This is a genomic window from Xanthobacter sediminis, from assembly GCF_043195015.1.
Taxonomy (GTDB): Bacteria; Pseudomonadota; Alphaproteobacteria; order Rhizobiales; family Xanthobacteraceae; genus Xanthobacter.
This window is the reverse complement of record NZ_JBAFWH010000002.1, coordinates 85,244-103,060: the sequence shown is the minus strand read 5'-3', so window position 1 is coordinate 103,060 and position 17,817 is coordinate 85,244. Positions and strand designations below refer to the sequence as shown.

Sequence of the window (17,817 nt, the reverse complement as noted above, 5' to 3'; positions counted from 1 at the left end):
GAGGCGTGGAGGCCGGAGCCGGGCGGCTCCGCGGCGGCGGCAGGCGCCCCGCCCGCCCCAAAAGGGCGCGGCGCAAAGGCCTGCGGAAATTCGATGTCGGGCGTTCCCTCGCGTGCGGACATTCCGCCATCCCCTTGTTGTGTTCCGCTTTTTTAGCGGACTTTGGTGTCGCTTGTTTCGCGTTTCCGATTTTTGCGCATATTAGCGGACGAACGGACCCGGATCGAGCCTCGCGGGACTACGGAGGCCGCCCACAACCCGAGGGACAAGCGTGCATTCATGTCCATGATGCGCCCCTGCAACCGGACCCGCCCCTCCCCGCGCCGGCACCCGGGCCCGATGGCGCGGCGCGCGCTCGCCCTGGCGCTGCTCGCGACGGCGGGCGCCCTCGCCGGGTGCTCGGGTGACGGCTCGCTCTCGCTGCTGCCGCCCAATCCGCAGGTACCGGAAGTCCAGGGTGATTCCCACCCCACCCTGGGCACCACCACGCGCCCCGGCGCACAGCCGCTGTCCGAGGCCGACCGCGCCAAGCTGCAGGGCGACCTCGAGCGCGCCTCGCAGGCGAACGTGGCAAGGGCCGACGCCGCCACCCAGGCCGCCGCGACACCCGGGAATTGATGCCTCACATGCCTCTTCGCCCCAGAACCATCGCATTCGTTGCTTCTTGATTCCGCGAAGAGTGCTAAAAGACCCGTCCGCCGCGCCGGGAGTAACAAGACGCGCGGCACCCTGGAGCAATCAGATGACCACCGATTTCCACCGCATTCGCCGGCTGCCGCCCTACGTGTTCGAGCAAGTGAACCGTGTGAAGGCCGCTGCCCGCAATGCCGGGGTGGACATCATCGACCTCGGCATGGGCAACCCCGACCTGGAGGCGCCCGCGCATGTGATCGAGAAGCTCAAGGAGACCATCGGCCGCCCCCGCACCGATCGCTACTCCGCCTCCAAGGGCATACCCGGTCTGCGCCGGGCGCAGGCCGGCTACTATGAGCGCCGGTTCGGCGTGAAGCTGGACCCCGAGCGCCACGTGGTGGCCACTCTGGGCTCGAAGGAGGGCTTCGCCAACATGGCGCAGGCCATCACCGCACCCGGAGACGTGATCCTCACCCCCAATCCCTCCTATCCCATCCACGCCTTCGGCTTCCTCATGGCGGGCGGCGTCATCCGCTCGGTGCCGGTGGAGCCGGGCCCGGAATTCTTCCATGCCATGGAGCGGGCGGTGCGCCACTCCATCCCCAAGCCCATCGCCGTGGTGCTGTGCTATCCGTCCAACCCCACGGCCTGCGTGGCGGATCTCGAATTCTACAAGGACGTGGTGGCCTTCGCGAAGAAGAACGAGCTGATCGTCCTCTCCGACCTTGCCTATGCCGAGCTCTATTTCGACGACAACCCGCCGCCGTCCGTGCTGCAGGTGCCGGGCGCCATGGACGTGACGGTGGAGTTCACCTCCATGTCCAAGACCTATTCCATGGCCGGCTGGCGCATGGGCTTCGCGGTGGGCAACGAGCGCCTCATCGCCGCGCTCTCGCGCGTGAAGTCCTATCTCGACTACGGCGCCTACACGCCGATCCAGGTGGCGGCCACCGCGGCCCTCAACGGCCCGCAGGAATGCGTGGCGGAGATGCGGGAGACCTACAAGAAGCGCCGTGATGCGCTGGTGGACTCCTTCGGCCGCGCCGGCTTCCCGGTGCCCTCGCCCAAGGCCTCCATGTTCGCCTGGGCCCCCATTCCGGAACCTTTCCGCGCCATGGGCTCGGTGGAGTTCGCCAAGCTCCTCATCGAGAAGGCGGAAGTGGCGGTGGCGCCGGGCGTCGGCTTCGGTGAGCACGGCGACGGCTTCGTGCGCATCGCCGTGGTGGAGAACGAGCAGCGCATCCGCCAGGCGGCGCGCAACATCCGCCGCTTCTTCGACCAGGCCGGCCATACCCTCCACAATGTGATGCCCCTCACCGCCACCGGCTGACCCCTCCCGGCGCGGCACCCACTCTCTCCAGACATCACGCCCGCCTCGCGCGGGCGTCCTGTTCCCACCGAAGAACCGGTCCGATCCATGAGCGACTTGAAAGTGGGCCTCGCCGGCCTCGGCACCGTCGGCGCCGCCGTCATCCGCATGCTCGAACGGCGCGCAGGCGACCTTGCCGCCCGCACCGGCCGCGGCATCAAGGTGGTGGCGGTCGCCGCCCGCGACCGGACCCGCGACCGCGGGGTCGACCTCTCCGGCGTGCGCTGGCACGAGGACCCGGTGGCGCTGGCCCGCGACCCCGACATCGACGTCTTCGTGGAGCTCATGGGCGGGGCGGACGACCCGGCCAAGGCCGCGGTGCTGGCGGCCCTCGATCTCGGCCGCCCGGTGGTGACCGCCAACAAGGCCCTGCTCGCCAAATGGGGCGCGGAGCTGGCCCGGCGCGCCGAAGCCACCGGCGCCGGCCTCCATTTCGAGGCAGCGGTGGCCGGCGGCATCCCCATCGTGAAGACCCTGCGCGAATCGCTCTCGGGCAATGCGGTGGAGCGGGTGTCCGGCATCCTCAACGGCACCTGCAACTACATGCTCACCCGCATGGCGGACGAGAAGCTCGCGTTCGACACCTGCCTCGCCGAGGCCCAGCGCCTGGGCTATGCGGAGGCCGACCCCACGTTCGACATCGACGGGTTCGACACTGCCCACAAGCTCGCCATCCTCACCTCGCTCGCCTTCGGCACCCAGGTGGATGCGGACGCCATCTATGTGGAGGGCATCCGCCAGCTCACCCTGGAGGACCTCGAGGCTGCCGATGACCTCGGCTACAAGGTGAAGCTGCTGGGCGTGGCCCTGCGCACCGAGACCGGCATCGAGCAGCGCGTGCATCCCACCATGGTGCCCAAGCACTGGCCCATCGCCCAGGTTTCCGGCGTCACCAATGCGGTGGCGGTGGATGCGGACGCGGTGAACCTCACCCTGGTGGGCCCCGGCGCCGGCGGCGACGCCACCGCTTCCGCCGTGGTCGGCGACCTCGCCGACGTGGCGCGTGGCGCCAAGAGCTTCGCCTTCGGGCAGCCCGTGGCCACCCTGATGAAGCCCGAGCGCGCGCCCATGCAGCGCCACGAGGGCGGCTACTACATCCGCCTTTCGGTGGTGAACAAGCCAGGCACCGCGGCCACCATAGCCCGCCGCATGGCGGACGAGGGCATCTCGCTCGAATCCATCGTGCAGCGCCGCCCGGACGGTGCGCAGGGCGAGCGCGCCCAGGGCACGGCGCGGGTGATCCTCATCACCTATGCCACCTCGGAAGCGGCCGTGCGGCGCGCCATCGCCGCCATCGAGGCGGACGGGGTGGTGAGCTCGCTGCCGCAGGTCATCCGCATCGAAAAGGACTGAGGCGAGAGGTTTCGAATCATGTGTGCCGCTCCCCTGGCCCAGAGAATGCCCCAGACCCTGGACCGCCGCCTCTCCCTTGATCTGGCTCAGATCACCGAACGCAGCGCCGTCGCTGCCGCCCGCCTGCGTGGCCGAGGCGACGAGCAGGCCGCCGACCTCGCGGCCATGGCCGCCTGCCACCGCGAGATGAAGGGCCTGCCCGTGAGCGGCACCCTCGTCATCGGCGAGGGCGTGAAGGACGAGGTGGAACTGCTGTTCGTGGGCGAGGCCTTCGGCACCGGCGGCGAGAAGGTGGACCTGGCGGTGGATGCGCTCGAAGGCACCACCCTGTGCGCCAAGAACATGGAGGGCTCCATCTCGGTGATCGCCATCGCCGAGGCGGATTCGCTGCTGAAGGTGCCGCCGGTCTACATGGAGAAGCTCGCCATCGGGCCCGGCTATCCGGAGGGCATCGTCTCGCTCTCGCAGGCGCCGGAAGAGAACGTGCGCGCGCTGGCGGAAGCCAAGGGCGTGCCGCCTTCTGAAATCACAGCCCTCATCCTCGATCGGCCCCGCCACGCCCCGCTCATCGAAGCGGTGCGCAGGACCGGCGCGGCCATCAAGCTCATCACCGACGGCGACGTGGCCGGCATCATCCACACCACCAATCCGCAGGAAAGCGGGGTGGACATCTACCTCGGCCTCGGCGGCGCGGCGGAAGGGGTGCTGGCGGCGGCGGCGCTGCGCTGCATCGGCGGGCAGATGCAGGGCCGCCTCGTCATCGACAGCGAGAAGAAGCGCGAGCAGGCCAAGGCGCTCGGCATCCGCGACGGCTCCAAGATCTACCAGCTGGAGGAGATGGTGCGGGGCGACTGCATCGTTTCGGCCACCGGCATCACTGATGGCGCATTGCTGAAAGGTGTGCGCTTCGGCCGCGAAGTGATCGAGACCGACACCATGGTGCTGCGCGCCGCCACCGGCACCGTACGCCGCATCACCACCCAGCACCGCGATTTCCGCAAGTTCCGCATCGAGGCGTAGGCACCCGCGCCGGCTGTCTTTTCCCTGATACGGGAAGGGTGTAGAGAGCGTCGCCTCAGGATTGCCCGCACGATGTGCGTGCGGCGAGGCGAGGAGAGCAAGATGGCGGAAGCAAAGGCAAGGATCGCGGTTCTCGGCGCCTCCGGCTACACCGGTTCCGAGCTGGTGCGCCTGCTGCTGCGCCATCCGCGGGTCGAGATCGTCGCCCTCACCGCCGACCGCAAGGCCGGCATGTCCATGGCCGACGTGTTCCCCCAGTTCGCGCCCTTTCCCCTGCCGACGCTCGTGACCATCGACGCGGTGGACTTCACCGCCGTGGACCTCGTGTTCTGCGCCCTGCCCCACGGCACCACGCAGGAGGTCATCCGCAAGGTGCTGGCGGCCTCGCCGACCGTGAAGGTGGTGGACCTCTCCGCCGACTTCCGCTTGAGCGACCCCGGCGCCTACGAGCAGTGGTACGGCCACCCCCATGCCGCCCTGGAGTTGCAGCAGGAGGCGGTGTTCGGCCTGGTCGAGATCTACCGCGAGGAGATCCGCAAGGCGCGGCTGGTGGCCAATCCCGGCTGCCACACCACCACCTCCATCCTGCCGGTGGTGCCGCTGCTGGAAGCCGGCGCCATCGACCCCGAGACCATCGTGATCGATTCCAAGACCGGCATGTCCGGCGCCGGGCGCTCTGCGAAGGAGGCGATGCTGTTCTCCGAGGTCTCGGAGGGCATCCACGCCTATTCGGTGGGCTCGCACCGCCACATGGCCGAGCTGGACCAGGAATATACCAAGGCCGCCGGCCGACCGGTGGCGCCCATGTTCGTGCCAGTGCTGGCGCCCATGAACCGGGGCATCTACGCCACCATCTACGTGCGCACCACCGGCGCCACCGCACAGGACCTGCACAATCTCATCGCCACCTACTACAAGGGCGAGGGCTTCGTGCACGTGCTCCCCTTCGGGGCGGTACCGCAGTCGCGCCATGTGCGCGGCTCCAACATGGTGTTCATCGGCGTGGTGGCGGATCGCGTGCCCGGCCGTGCCATCATCCTGTCCACCCTGGACAATCTGGTGAAGGGCGCCTCCGGCCAGGCGGTGCAGAACATGAATCTGGTGCTCGGCTTCCCCGAGGCGACGGGCCTGGAGCAGATCGCGCTGATGCCCTGACCCGGCCCCGCCGGCTTCGATCTCTCGACGACCGCCACGGCCCCGCCGCGGCGGTCGTTTTCGTATGGGAAGGTTGCTGGCGCGGGCCTTGTTCCGTTACGGCATGGTTACCAGATCGTAAATATCCTGGTGGATATCAACCTGGAACGAGTCGCCGCCTCGATTATGGCAGGATAGCTTCCCCATGCCTGTGCATGCACAGGCATATAGACTCGACGTTCCCTCCATTCGTGCCTTCTGGATTCAACGCCGATGAGTTTCATCATCTGCCTAGCGGCGCTCTTCTTCCTGATGTTCGTGGCCTATCGTGGCTTCAGCGTCATCCTGTTCGCCCCGGTCGCCGCCCTCGGCGCGGTGCTTTTGACCGATCCCGGCGCGGTTCCCGTCGTCTTTTCCGGCCTGTTCATGGAAAAGATGGTGGGCTTCATCAAGCTCTACTTTCCCGTGTTCCTTTTGGGCGCGGTGTTCGGCAAGCTCATTGAGCTTTCGGGCTTCTCGCGCTCCATCGTCTCGGCCATCGTGAAGCTGCTGGGGCCCTCGCGCGCCATCCTGTCCATCGTGCTTGTGGGTGCGCTGCTCACCTATGGCGGCGTGTCGCTGTTCGTGGTGGTGTTCGCGGTCTATCCGTTCGGCGCGGAGATGTTCCGCCAGGTGGGCATTCCCAAGCGCCTGCTGCCGGCGGTGGTGGCGCTCGGCGCCTTCTCCTTCACCATGGACACCCTGCCGGGCACCCCGCAGATCCAGAACATCATCCCCACCACCTTCTTCAAGACCACGGCCTATGCCGCGCCGATCCTCGGCTTTGTGGGCACCGCCTTCATCCTGGTGGTCGGCCTCTCCTACCTGGAGTTCCGCCGCAAGCAGGCGCAGAAGAAGGGCGAGGGCTACGGCACCGGCCACCTCAACGAGGTGGTGGTGGACGAGAGCGTGCCGCTGGTGTCGCCCCTGCTCGCCCTTTCCCCGCTGGTGGTGGTTGGCATCGCCAACCTGATCTTCGCCCGCCTCATCCCCACCTGGTTCGAGCCCACCGCCAGCGCCACGCTGGTGCCCGGCGCCGCGGCCGTGAGCGTGCCCACGGCCACCTGGGCCGCCATCTGGGCGGTGCAGGCGGCGCTGCTGCTGGGCATCGTCACGGTGACGTTGCTCGGCTTCAAGGCGATCGCCGGCAAGTTCTCCGGCGGCTCCAAGGATGCCGTGGGCGGCGCCCTGCTCGCCAGCCTGAACACCGCCACCGAGTACGGCTTCGGCGCGGTGATCGCGGCGCTGCCTGGCTTCCTGGTCATCAAGTCAGCCCTGTCGGCGATTCCCCATCCGCTCATCAACGAGGCGATCACCGTCACCACCCTCGCCGGCATCACCGGCTCGGCGTCGGGCGGCCTGTCCATCGCGCTCGCGGCCATGTCGGAGCAGTTCATCGCCCAGGCCCACGCCTACGGCATTCCGCTGGAAGTGATGAGCCGCGTGGCCTCCATGGCCTCGGGCGGCATGGACACCCTGCCCCACAACGGCGCGGTCATCACCCTGCTCGCGGTGACCGGACTGACCCACCGTCAGTCCTATGGCGACATCTTCGCCATCACCCTCATCAAGACGGCGGCGGTGTTCTTCGTCATCGCCTTCTATTGGCTTACCGGCCTCTACTGAGGCCAACGGCCGCGGCCTCTGGCCGGGCGCCCGGCCGGGTTCGCGCGGACGGTCCATGGGAACCACCCACCGGCCCCTGCATGAGCCCCTGATGCCACGTACCCCCGCATGCCGACCGGCGTGCGGGGGGTTTTCGTTTCGGGCACCTCGCCTCAGCCCATCCGCGCGCCCTTCCCGGCCTCCTCCGGCGGCAGCGCGAAGATCTCCGCGGCGGCCACCAGCGGCGGCACCATCAGCGCCCACATCCCCAGCAGCAGATACAGGAAGGCCGCCAGGGCGCAACCGCCGACGAAGGCGGCGAAATTGGCGCCGAAGCGGCCCAGGCGCTCGCGGGTGGCGGGGCGGTCCGTCTCCGGGTGGGGGCGCCACAGGGCCATGGCATCCACCAGGATCTGGGTGATGGTGCCGGTGACCATCGTGGAGGGCGGCAGGTCCTTCAGATGGGTGCGGTGCAGGGCGTTCTGCAGCGCCATGGCGCTCACCAGGGTCATGGCGGTCATCAGAGCGCTCGGCGCATCGGGATCGAGGAAGGGCCCGAGGGTGATCGCCACCAGCGCCGCATGGGCCAGCAGCACCAGCTTCATCGCCATGAGGATGCGGAAGTCGCTCTGCCCGTGCATCGCCATGGCCCGGCCCAGCAGGTGCGCCACCGCCACCACCACCGCGAACACCGGTATGGCGATGACCTTCCCGATCTCCGGCGCACGGCCCTCGGCCACCGCGGCCGAGAAGGTGACGATGTTTCCCGTCACATGAGCGGTGAAGAGGCCGCCCAGGGCCACGAACCCGGCCGTATCCACGAAGCCGGCATTGAAGCACAGCAAGATCGGCAACATTCGGCGCACGACATCCCCCACAGAATCGACGCACCGCAGCGCATCATGCCCCGCCGGCGCCATGGCCGCACAGCCTATCGCCCGCCAGCGGGGCCAGGCGGGGGAAGCCGGGAGGGGGGAACGAGGGGCGGAGCGAAGCCTCAGCCCACCGTCTCCGCCACATCCTTGATGCGCAGGGACACCCGCGTCTCGCCTTGCCATGTGTCCGGCTCCAGCGTGCCCGCCACGTGCAGCGGGCGCCCCCGCGCCGCCAGCAGGGCGCGGCCCAGGGGCTCCTCCGCCACCCGGAACGCCACCGCCCGCAGGCCCGATCCGTCGCCCGACATGAGCCGCGCCCGCACGTGGCCGGCGCCGAAGCTCTCCACATAAGCGAGCTTGTGGTTGGGGAAGGCGAACACGGGCTCGGCATTGCCGGCGCCGAAGGGCCCGGCGCGGGCGATGGTCTCGGCCAGCGCCGGAGTGGCGGCGGCGGCGGTCAGGGCGCCATCCACCGTCAGCGCGCCCTCGGCACGGGCGCGCTCCACGTCGGCGGAGAGCTTCGTCTCCAGATGGGCGCGCAGCTCGCCGAGGCGGGTGCGCTCCACGGTGAGGCCGGCCGCCATGGCGTGGCCGCCGCCCTTCACCAGCAGCCCCTTCTCCACCGCCTCGCGCACCGCGCGGCCGAGATCCACCCCCGGCACCGAGCGGCCGGAGCCGGTGCCCGTCGCCCCGTTGAGGGCGATGGCGAAGGCCGGGCGCTGGAAGCGCTCCTTGAGCCGCGAGGCGACGAGGCCCACCACGCCGGGGTGCCAGCCCTCGCCGCTCACCACCACCACCGGCCCCTCGTCGTTGAGGCCGAGGGCCGCCTGGGCTTCCGCCTCGGCGGCGACGACGATGGCCCGCTCCACCTCCTGCCGCTCGGTGTTGAGGCGATCCAGCTCGGCGGCGATGGTCTTCGCCTCCATGGGATCGGAGCTGAGCAGCAGGCGCGCACCGAGGGCGGCATCGCCGATGCGCCCGCCCGCATTGATGCGCGGCCCCAGGATGAAGCCGAGGTGATAGGGCCGCGGCGGCCCGTCGAGCCGCGCCACGTCCATCAGCGCGGTGAGGCCCACGCGGCTGCGCCGCCTGAGGGTAATGAGCCCCTTGGTGACGAAGGCGCGGTTGAGCCCCTTCAGGGGCACCACGTCCGCCACCGTCGCCAGGGCCACCAGGTCCAGCGCCTCCAGCAGGTCTGGCGCCGGCCGCGCGGTGCCGAAATGACCCTTCTGCCGCAGCGCCCGCACCAGCCCCACGGCGGTGATGAAGGTGAGCCCCGCCGCGCACACATGGCCGAGGCCGGAGAGGTCGTCCTCCCGGTTGGGATTGACGATGGCATGGGCGGGCGGCAGCGCCTCGCTCGCCTGATGGTGGTCGATGACCACCACGTCCATGCCGAGGCGCCGCGCGGCAGCCAGCGGCTCTGCGGAGGTGGTGCCGCAATCCACCGTCACCAGCAGCGTCACGCCCTCGGCGGCCAGCGCCTCGATGGCCGGCACGTTGGGGCCGTAGCCTTCGTAGATGCGGTCCGGAATGTGGAAGCGGGGGTCGAGCCCCGCCGCCCGCAGCACCCCCACCAGCAGCGCCGTGGAACAGGCGCCGTCCACGTCATAGTCGCCGAACACGGCCACGCTCTCGCCGCGCATGGCGGCATAAGCGAGGCGCTCCACCGCGGGCGCCATGTCGGTCAAGGTATCGGGATCGGGCAGCAGGGTGCGGATGGCGGGGTCGAGATAGGTCTCCACCTCCTCCAGCCCCACGCCGCGCCCCGCGAGCACGCGGGCCAGCAGCTCGCTCACGCCGTAGCGCTGGGCCATGGCGAGCGCCGTCTGCGCGCCGCGCGCGTCGAGCCGCTCCCGCCAGGCGCGACCGGTGGCGGAGTGCGACACATTGAGGAAGGGGCGATTCGTCAGGGCGATGCTCACGCCGGCATGAAGCCAGAGCGGAAAGGCCGCGTCGAGGCACCCGCGCGCAGGGCCACCATGCGGGCGGGGCACGGTGTTCGAGCGAAGCCCGCGCGGCGCCGACCACAGACCGGCGCCGATGGGATCAGAGCGCGTGCGTCACCAGCAGCATCGCCAGCGCCGCCACGGCGGCCACACCGGTGGCGCCGGCGAAGCGCGCGGTGAAGGCGCGCGTGCCACCGGCCGTGGCGAAGACGACCCGCCCCAGCCCGTTCATTCCCAGCGCGATCAGGATGCACAAGGCCGCGCCCTCCATGGAAAGGCCGTTTCCGGCGAGGCGCGTGGCGTTCAGCGAGGGCACGTCCACGTCCACGAGGCCGGCGACCGCGCTCACCACATAGAGGCTGTCCGGCCCCACCGCTTTCAGCAGAAAGCCGCTGACCGCAGAGACGACGCCGAACAGGGTCGCGAAGGCGGCGAGCGGAGCGACATCGATGGGGTTGCCGAGCGCCGCTTCTCCCCGCGCGCCGGCGCCCCGGCGCATCATGAGCGTGCCGCAGGCGCCGAACCCGGCGGCGGCCGCAAGGGCCGGCGGGCCGAGATGCAAAAGCAGCTCCGGCCGCACCAGCAGGCAGATCACCAGCACGCGCAGCACCGAGACCATCGCCGCCAGCGCCGCGCCTCCCGCCAGCAGGCCCGCGGGCTCGCCACCACTGGCGCGCCGCGCGAAGGCGATGGTGACCGCCGTAGACGACACCATGGCGCCGCCGAGCGCGGAGAAGAGAATACCCTTTTCAGGCCCCGCCACCTTCACCGCCACGTAACCGGCGAACGAGATCGTGGCCGTGAGCACCATGAAAAGCCAGATCTGGCGCGGGTTGATGGCGTCGAACGGGTCTATGGTCCGGTCCGGCAGCAGGGGCAGCACGATGACGGTCATCACCAGCAGCAGCACGGCGGAGCGCAGCTCGGGCCAGGTGAGATGCCGCACCATACGGTGGAGCATCTCCCGCTCGGCAAGCAGGACCGTGACGGCGATGGCCCCGGCGGCGGCGGCCTGGGTGTCGCCCACCACCGCCAGCGCGCCGAGGGCGAACACCAGGATGGCGGCGACGATGCCGGTAATCGAATAGTCGTCATCACGCACCATCTCGCGATACTTGAAGGCGGCGAACAGCGCGCTGGCCGCAAGCCCGGCCACGATCAGCAGCGCCGGGCTCGCCAGCGCCTGGGAGAGGGCGGCGCTGACGCCGCCGAGCAGCCCGATCAAGGCGAAGGTGCGGACGCCGGCGGTGCGGCTGCCCTCTTCTTCCTTGCGCTCGCGCCAGCCGCGCTCCACCCCCACCAGGAGGCCGATGGCGAGGGAGACCGCGAGATGAAAGATCAGATGGTCCATGATGCTCCAGGCCGCTCGGGCGGGACTGCCGCTTCCGCCCGATCCTAACCGAACCGGCGGAGGAGGTCCGCTCTGCGGTCGCCGGCCTCCCCTGGTGAACGCTCAGCTTCGCGCCACGATGTGTTTCTATTTTGTTCCCATCCGGCGCAAGCTCTGCCATCATGTCGCCAGTGACGGTCGCGCCGGAACACGATTCGCGTGCGCGGCCCCCTGCCCTCTGCTATCGACGATCCATGTCCGATACCGACGATCTCTTCGGCTCCGCCTCCCGCTCCCGTGCCGCCGCCAAGGCGCCGGGGCGGAGCAAGGCCACCGCCGTTCCCGCCATGGCCTCCGACTACACCGCCGCCCACATCGAGGTGCTGGAGGGGCTGGAGCCGGTGCGCCGGCGGCCGGGCATGTACATCGGCGGCACGGATGCCAAGGCGCTGCACCACCTGTTCGCCGAGGTGGTGGACAATTCCATGGACGAGGCGGTGGCCGGCCACGCCTCCTTCATCGAGGTGCACCTGGGCACCGACGGCTACCTCACCGTGACCGACAACGGGCGCGGCATCCCGGTGGAGGACCACCCCAAGTTTCCCGGCAAGTCCGCGCTGGAGGTCATCATGACCACCCTGCATGCGGGCGGAAAATTCGACAGCAAGGTCTATGAGACCTCCGGCGGCCTCCACGGCGTCGGCGTGTCCGTGGTGAACGCCCTCTCCGACCACCTGGAGGTGGAGGTGGCGCGCGAGCAGACCCTCTACCGCCAGCGCTTCTCCAAGGGCATTCCCGAGGGCCCGGTGGAGAAGGTAGGCCGCATCACCAACCGGCGCGGCACGCGGGTGCGCTTCCACCCCGACCCCGAGATCTTCGGCCCCGCGCTGCGCTTCGAGCCGGCACGGGTGTTCCGCATGGCGCGGTCGAAGGCCTACCTGTTCGGCGGGGTCGAGATCCGCTGGTCGTGCGACGCGGAGCTTCTCAGGGGCGTCGAGGGCGTGCCGGAGAAGATGGTGTTCCGCTTCCCCGGCGGCCTCAGGGACTATCTCGCCGCCGACCTCGAAGGCCACACCCTGGTGCATCCGGACATCTTCTCCGGCCGCATCCAGAAGCCGGGCGGTCATGGCTCAGTGGAGTGGGCGGTGGCCTGGGTGGCGGATGGCGACGGGGGCATCGCTTCCTACTGCAACACCATTCCCACGCCCGACGGCGGCACCCACGAGAACGGGCTGCGGGCCGCCCTGCTGAAGGGCCTGAAGGACCATGCCGAGCGCTCCGGCCAGGGCAAGCGCGGCGCCGTCATCACCGGCGACGACGTGACCACCGGCTGCGCCGCCATGCTTTCCGTGTTCGTGCGCGAGCCGGAGTTCCAGGGCCAGACGAAAGACCGGCTCGCCACCACGGAAGCCGCGCGCATCGTGGAAAGCGCCTTGCGCGACCCCTTCGACCACTGGCTCGCCGCCAACCCGAACCAGGCGAGCCGGCTACTCGAGCACGTCATAGACCGGGCGGAGGAGCGCCTGCGCCGCAAGCAGGAGCGCGAGATCTCCCGCAAGACCGCGGTGCGCAAGCTCCGCCTGCCGGGCAAGCTCGCCGATTGCTCCAACACCGAGGCGGCCGGTTCCGAACTGTTCATCGTGGAGGGCGATTCGGCCGGTGGCTCCGCCAAGCAGGCGCGCGACCGAAAGACCCAGGCGGTGCTGCCCCTGCGCGGCAAGATCCTCAACGTGGCGAGCGCAGGGCGCGACAAGCTGGCCCAGAACCAGCAGATCTCGGACCTCACCCAGGCGTTGGGCTGCGGCACCGGATCAAGCTACCGCGACACGGACCTGCGCTACGAGAAGGTCATCATCATGACCGACGCGGACGTGGACGGGGCGCACATCGCCTCCCTGCTCGTCACCTATTTCTTCCGTCAGATGCCGCATCTCATCGAGGAGGGGCACCTCTATCTCGCGGTGCCCCCGCTCTACCGCATCACGCAGGGGGCGAAGACGCTCTATGCGCGTGACGATGCCCACAAGGAAAAGCTGCTGAAGAAGGAGTTCGCCGCCAAGGGCAAGGTGGAGGTGGGCCGCTTCAAAGGCCTCGGCGAAATGATGCCGGCCCAGCTCAAGGAAACCACCATGGACCCGAAGACGCGCACCCTCCAGCGCGTGAGCATCCAGGACGCCGAGCGCGCCGCCACCGCCGACATCGTGGAGCGGCTGATGGGCAACAAGCCGGAAGCGCGCTTCGTGTTCATCTCCGAGCATGCCGCCTTCGCGGACGAAGACCTGCTCGACATCTGATCCCAACGGCCCCGGTCTTTGACCGGCGCCAAGCGGGTCGCTCAAGCAAAGCGCGGGCTTGGCCAGAGGGCCAGTGAGAAAAGCTCATCGGGCCCTTTGGCATGAAGGCGGGGCGCCCGCCGCCTCAGCCCGGCTTGGCGCTCCCCCGTGGCGCAAGGCGCGAGGCGGGGTAGGCGAGCGCGATCAACACCGCGCCGGCCATGAGGAACACCGGCTCCACCCCGGCGCGCGCGGCGACCTGCGCCATCACCAGGGCCCCCAGCGCCTGGCCGATGAAGAAGGATGACGCGAACAGCGCCACCGCCGAGCCGCGCGCCTCCGGGGCCAGCTCCGTGGCGAGGATCTGCAACACGTTGTGCAGCATATAGAAAGTGAAGCCGCCGAGGGCGAACAACCCCGCCACCATCACGAGGTTCGGCACCAAAGCGGAGGCGATGAACAGCAGGCCGAGGCTCACGGCGCCCACGCCCATCATTCCGCCGAGGCCGAGGGTGCGCACAAGCAGCGGCACCGCGAGGCTGTAGAAGGCGCCACCGATGGCGAAGGCGGCGAGCACCAGCCCGGCCTCCACCGCATCGCCCAGCCCGTGGGCCACCATCAGCGGCGCCACCATGGGAAACACCCCGAACGAGAAGGCGCCCTCGATGGCCACCACCCCGTAGACCTTGATGGAAAGGGGATTGCGCAGCACCGTGCCGTAGCGGGCGAGGGACGCGCCGAAGGACAGCGGCTCGCTCGCTTTGAGCTCCTTGATGCCGAGGAAAGCGGCGAGCGCCGCCGCGCCGGCGACGATACTCGCCGTGGCGAACACCTCCCGCCACCCCACCCATGCGGCGATGAAGCCAGAGGCCGCAGAGCCCAGGAGCTGCCCCAGCACCAGCGCCAGCAGGATGCGGCTGAGCGCCAGGGGGCGCCTGTCGAAGCTCACCCGGTCCCCCACCATGGCCAGCACCACCGGGATGATGCCCCCGGCGAAGGCGCCGGAGAACACCCGCGCGGCCAGCAGCATGTGGTGGCCCGTCGCCAGCGCCGAGGCGGCGAGGCCGAGCGTCAGCAGCACCAGATTGAACCGCACGAGGCGCACCTTGCCCACCGCATCGCCGATGGGGCCGAACACGAGCTGCATGGTGGCGTAAGGCAGGGTGAAAGCGCTCGCCAGCATGGCCACCTGCTGCAGCGTCACGTTCAGATCGGCCGCGAGGATGTTGAGCATGGGGTCCACGGCCCGCATGGAAAAGGTGCTCGCGAAGGTGGCGAGGCCGAGAACGAGCAGGAAGGGCATGGGAGGAACCGGGGCAGGACGGGAGCGGAATACAGCCCTCCTCCAAGACGGCGGGCAGGTCAATACGCCGCATGCGCGCCATGAGCCCCGCCCTGCGTTGCGCTGACGAAACGGGAAGGCTGACGTACGCATTGACATGCCGTTTGTTTTTCATATGGTGCTAACCGTCGTCCGAGTTATGTCGAATCCAAGCGCGCCGACCGACGACCACTCGTCTGAGCCCGTACGGCACGGGACGTTCGATCAGCGGCGCGCCGCCGCATCCAAAAGATGCAATGTCATTTTCCGAACTCGGCCTGAGCGAGAAGGTTCTCGCGGCTGTCGCCGACACGGGCTATACGCAGCCCACACCCATTCAGGCCCAGGCCATTCCGCATGTGCTGGCGCGCCGAGACGTGCTCGGCATCGCGCAGACCGGAACCGGCAAGACTGCGGCCTTCACCCTCCCCATGCTGACGCTGCTGGAGCAGGGGCGCGCTCGGGCACGCATGCCCCGCACCCTGATTCTGGAGCCGACGCGCGAGCTTGCCGCCCAGGTCGAAGAAAACTTCGTCCGCTACGGCAAGAACCATAAGCTGAACGTGGCGCTGCTCATCGGCGGCGTCTCGTTCGGCGACCAGGACTCAAAGCTCCTGCGCGGCGTTGACGTGCTCATCGCCACCCCCGGCCGCCTGCTCGACCATGTGGAGCGCGGGCGGCTCCTGCTCTCCGGCATCGAGGTGCTCGTCATCGACGAGGCCGACCGCATGCTGGACATGGGCTTCATCCCGGACATCGAGCGCATCTGCAAGCTCGTGCCCTTCACCCGGCAGACGCTGTTCTTCTCGGCCACCATGCCGCCGGAGATCCAGCGCCTGGTGGACCAGTTCCTGTCGAGCCCGGTGCGGATCGAGGTGGCCAAGCCCTCCTCCACCGCCGCCACGGTGGCACAGCTCCTGGTGGCCTCCGGCCGGGAGGACTGGGAGAAGCGCGACGTGCTGCGGGGCCTCATCCGCGACAGCGAAAACCTGCAGAACGGCATCATCTTCTGCAATCGCAAGCGGGATGTGGCGGTGCTGCATCGCTCACTGCAGAAGCACGGCTTCAATGCCGTGTGCCTGCACGGCGACATGGACCAGCACGCCCGCATCAAGGCCCTGGACCAGTTCCGCAACGGTGATGCCAACCTGCTGGTGGCCTCCGACGTCGCGGCACGCGGCCTCGACATCCCCGCGGTGAGCCACGTCTTCAACTATGACGTGCCCCACCATGCGGAAGATTACGTGCACCGCATCGGCCGCACCGGCCGCGCCGGGCGCTCCGGCACCGCCTTCACGGTGGTGACCCACGCCGACGCCAAGTCCCTTGCCGCCATCGAGAAGCTCATCGGCAATGACATCCCCTGGCAGGGCCCCCCCCTGGGCGAGGCCCCGCCGCGGGAGAAGGAGCGGAAGGACGGCCGCGAGCGCGAGGACGGCCGCCTGCGCGGCAAGCGCAAGGTGGAGAAGGAGGGGCGCGGCGAAACCCGCCGCGAGCGCGAGAAGGAGCCCCGCAAGGAGCAGCCGCGCGCCGAGACGCCGGCCCGACCCGAGGAGCAGCCCCGCGCCGAGCGCCCCCGTCGCCCGCAGCGCGAGGAGGCCGCCGAGGCCCGCCCCACCCGCCGCGAGCGCGCTCCGGTGAACGAGCCCGCCGACATGTCCCACCTGCCCGCCTTCCTGCTCCGCCCCGTGCGGGTGAAGGCGAGCTGAAAACTGCCGCGCCCCCGGCGCCGTCTTTCCCAAAGGGTAAGCGGCACCGTTCCGGGGGCGCGCCGGCATTTGCCGTGGTTCGTATTTGCCCTGGCCCTCTGCGCGGCGTCTGCCCGCGCCTCCGCGGACAAGGTGGCCCCGCCGGCCGCGGCCGCCCTGCAAACCGCTGCGTTACGGCAGCCTGGCCTCTCCATGGAAACCTTTGGCGAGCATGACATCGCCAACGGGCCCTTGCGCGGCACGCTGGCCCTGCCCCGCAGCCGGACCCAGGCCCCCCTCGTCCTGATCCTCTCCGGATCCGGACCCGTGGATCGGGACGGCAACCTGCCCCACGCCCGCAATGACAGCCTGAAGCTCCTCGCCCACGGGCTCGCCGCCCGCGGCACCGCGACCCTGCGCATCGACAAGCGCGGCATCGCCGCGAGCGCCGCCGGCAGCGGGCGCGAGGAGGACCTGCGCTTCGGCACCTATGTGGACGATGCCCTCTCCTGGCTCGACGTTCTCACGGCGCGGGCGCGGGCCGCCGGGCTCTCTCCGGGGCCCGTGTTCCTCATCGGCCACAGCGAGGGCGCGCTGGTCGCGACCCTCGCCGCCCGGCGCGCGGCGGTGGATGGGCTGATCCTCATCGCCGGCGCGGGGCGGCCCGCCTGCGCGGTCGTCGCCCGCCAGCTTGAGGATGCCGGCGTTCCCGAGATGCTGCGGGCGCGATCCGGCCGCATCTGCGCCGCCCTGGAGCGGGGAGAGCCGGCCGCTGACGTGCCGCCGGAGCTCGCCGCCCTCTACCGTCCGAGTGTCCAACCCTATCTCATGTCCTGGCTGCCGCTCGATCCGGCCGCCGCGCTCGCCCAGGTCTCCGTCCCCGTGCTCGTGGTGCAGGGCACACACGATCTCCAGATCTCCATGGCGGACGCCGAACGCCTCGCCGCCGCCCGTCCCGCCGCGCGTCTTGTCCCAGTCCCCGGCATGAACCATGTGCTGAAGACCGCCCCGGCGGCGCGCGACGCGAACCTCGCCACCTACATGAACCCCGCCCTGCCCCTGGCAGCGGCGCTGGTCCCCACCCTCGCAGACTTCATCACCGCGCGGTGACGGGTTCGGATATCTCATATTTTGGATCGTCGACTGACGGATGATCCCCTCATCATCCGCGCCGGACGCGCCCTCTCGAGAGACGACTCGCAGGCCCCGATGTCTCACGCGCCGGGCG

13 protein-coding genes are annotated in these 17,817 nt (G+C 69.7%); 9 read left to right on the top strand and 4 right to left on the bottom strand.

The features are described 5' to 3' along the window. The first annotated feature begins 279 nt into the window (after nucleotides 1-279). The 6 genes from V5F61_RS02495 (at nucleotide 280) to V5F61_RS02470 (ending at nucleotide 7,174) form a co-directional block, all read left to right on the top strand. Complete coding sequence (locus V5F61_RS02495; protein WP_393987182.1) at nucleotides 280-618, top strand: hypothetical protein; 339 nt, start codon at nucleotides 280-282, stop codon at nucleotides 616-618. A gap of 124 nt (nucleotides 619-742) precedes the next feature. Next, nucleotides 743-1,963 (top strand): LL-diaminopimelate aminotransferase, encoded by a 1,221-nt coding sequence (locus V5F61_RS02490; protein ID WP_393987181.1) that lies wholly within the window; start codon nucleotides 743-745, stop codon nucleotides 1,961-1,963. An 87-nt stretch (nucleotides 1,964-2,050) separates the two neighbouring features. After that, nucleotides 2,051-3,355 carry a homoserine dehydrogenase gene (locus V5F61_RS02485; RefSeq protein WP_393987180.1) on the top strand — a complete coding sequence of 435 codons (1,305 nt, stop codon included), beginning with the start codon at nucleotides 2,051-2,053 and terminating at the stop codon, nucleotides 3,353-3,355. Between the two features lie 45 nt (nucleotides 3,356-3,400). After that, nucleotides 3,401-4,375 (top strand): class II fructose-bisphosphatase, encoded by a 975-nt coding sequence (glpX, locus tag V5F61_RS02480; protein ID WP_393987179.1) that lies wholly within the window; start codon nucleotides 3,401-3,403, stop codon nucleotides 4,373-4,375. 102 nt (nucleotides 4,376-4,477) lie between these two features. Further along, a complete protein-coding gene (gene argC, locus V5F61_RS02475; RefSeq protein ID WP_393987178.1) occupies nucleotides 4,478-5,530 on the top strand; it encodes an N-acetyl-gamma-glutamyl-phosphate reductase in 1,053 nt (350 codons plus the stop codon). 252 nt (nucleotides 5,531-5,782) lie between these two features. Beyond that, nucleotides 5,783-7,174: a GntP family permease gene (locus V5F61_RS02470; RefSeq protein WP_393987177.1), complete on the top strand. Its 1,392-nt coding sequence runs from the start codon at nucleotides 5,783-5,785 to the stop codon at nucleotides 7,172-7,174. Between the two features lie 152 nt (nucleotides 7,175-7,326). Here V5F61_RS02470 and V5F61_RS02465 read toward each other — a convergent pair whose 3' ends face one another. The 3 genes from V5F61_RS02465 to V5F61_RS02455 all read right to left on the bottom strand — a co-directional run bounded on the left by V5F61_RS02465 (nucleotide 7,327) and on the right by V5F61_RS02455 (nucleotide 11,328). Beyond that, on the bottom strand, nucleotides 7,327-8,010 hold the full coding sequence (locus tag V5F61_RS02465; protein WP_393987176.1) for a YoaK family protein: 684 nt from the start codon (nucleotides 8,008-8,010) through the stop codon (nucleotides 7,327-7,329). A gap of 140 nt (nucleotides 8,011-8,150) precedes the next feature. Further along, nucleotides 8,151-9,953 carry a single-stranded-DNA-specific exonuclease RecJ gene (recJ, locus tag V5F61_RS02460; protein WP_393987175.1) on the bottom strand — a complete coding sequence of 601 codons (1,803 nt, stop codon included), beginning with the start codon at nucleotides 9,951-9,953 and terminating at the stop codon, nucleotides 8,151-8,153. A gap of 124 nt (nucleotides 9,954-10,077) precedes the next feature. Next, nucleotides 10,078-11,328 (bottom strand): MgtC/SapB family protein, encoded by a 1,251-nt coding sequence (locus V5F61_RS02455; protein WP_393987174.1) that lies wholly within the window; start codon nucleotides 11,326-11,328, stop codon nucleotides 10,078-10,080. A 233-nt stretch (nucleotides 11,329-11,561) separates the two neighbouring features. Between V5F61_RS02455 and parE the strand changes: the two genes are divergently transcribed. Beyond that, a complete protein-coding gene (gene parE, locus V5F61_RS02450) occupies nucleotides 11,562-13,601 on the top strand; it encodes a DNA topoisomerase IV subunit B (protein WP_393987173.1) in 2,040 nt (679 codons plus the stop codon). 124 nt (nucleotides 13,602-13,725) lie between these two features. On the opposite strand, the gene V5F61_RS02445 is transcribed toward parE, so the two are convergent. Next, nucleotides 13,726-14,883 (bottom strand): MFS transporter, encoded by a 1,158-nt coding sequence (locus V5F61_RS02445; protein WP_393987172.1) that lies wholly within the window; start codon nucleotides 14,881-14,883, stop codon nucleotides 13,726-13,728. Nucleotides 14,884-15,158: 275 nt separating this feature from the next. Between V5F61_RS02445 and V5F61_RS02440 the strand changes: the two genes are divergently transcribed. Both V5F61_RS02440 and V5F61_RS02435 read left to right on the top strand, forming a co-directional pair. Next, a complete protein-coding gene (locus V5F61_RS02440) occupies nucleotides 15,159-16,610 on the top strand; it encodes a DEAD/DEAH box helicase (protein WP_393987171.1) in 1,452 nt (483 codons plus the stop codon). 192 nt (nucleotides 16,611-16,802) lie between these two features. Beyond that, nucleotides 16,803-17,699: an alpha/beta hydrolase gene (locus V5F61_RS02435; protein ID WP_393987170.1), complete on the top strand. Its 897-nt coding sequence runs from the start codon at nucleotides 16,803-16,805 to the stop codon at nucleotides 17,697-17,699. Nucleotides 17,700-17,817 lie beyond the last annotated feature (118 nt).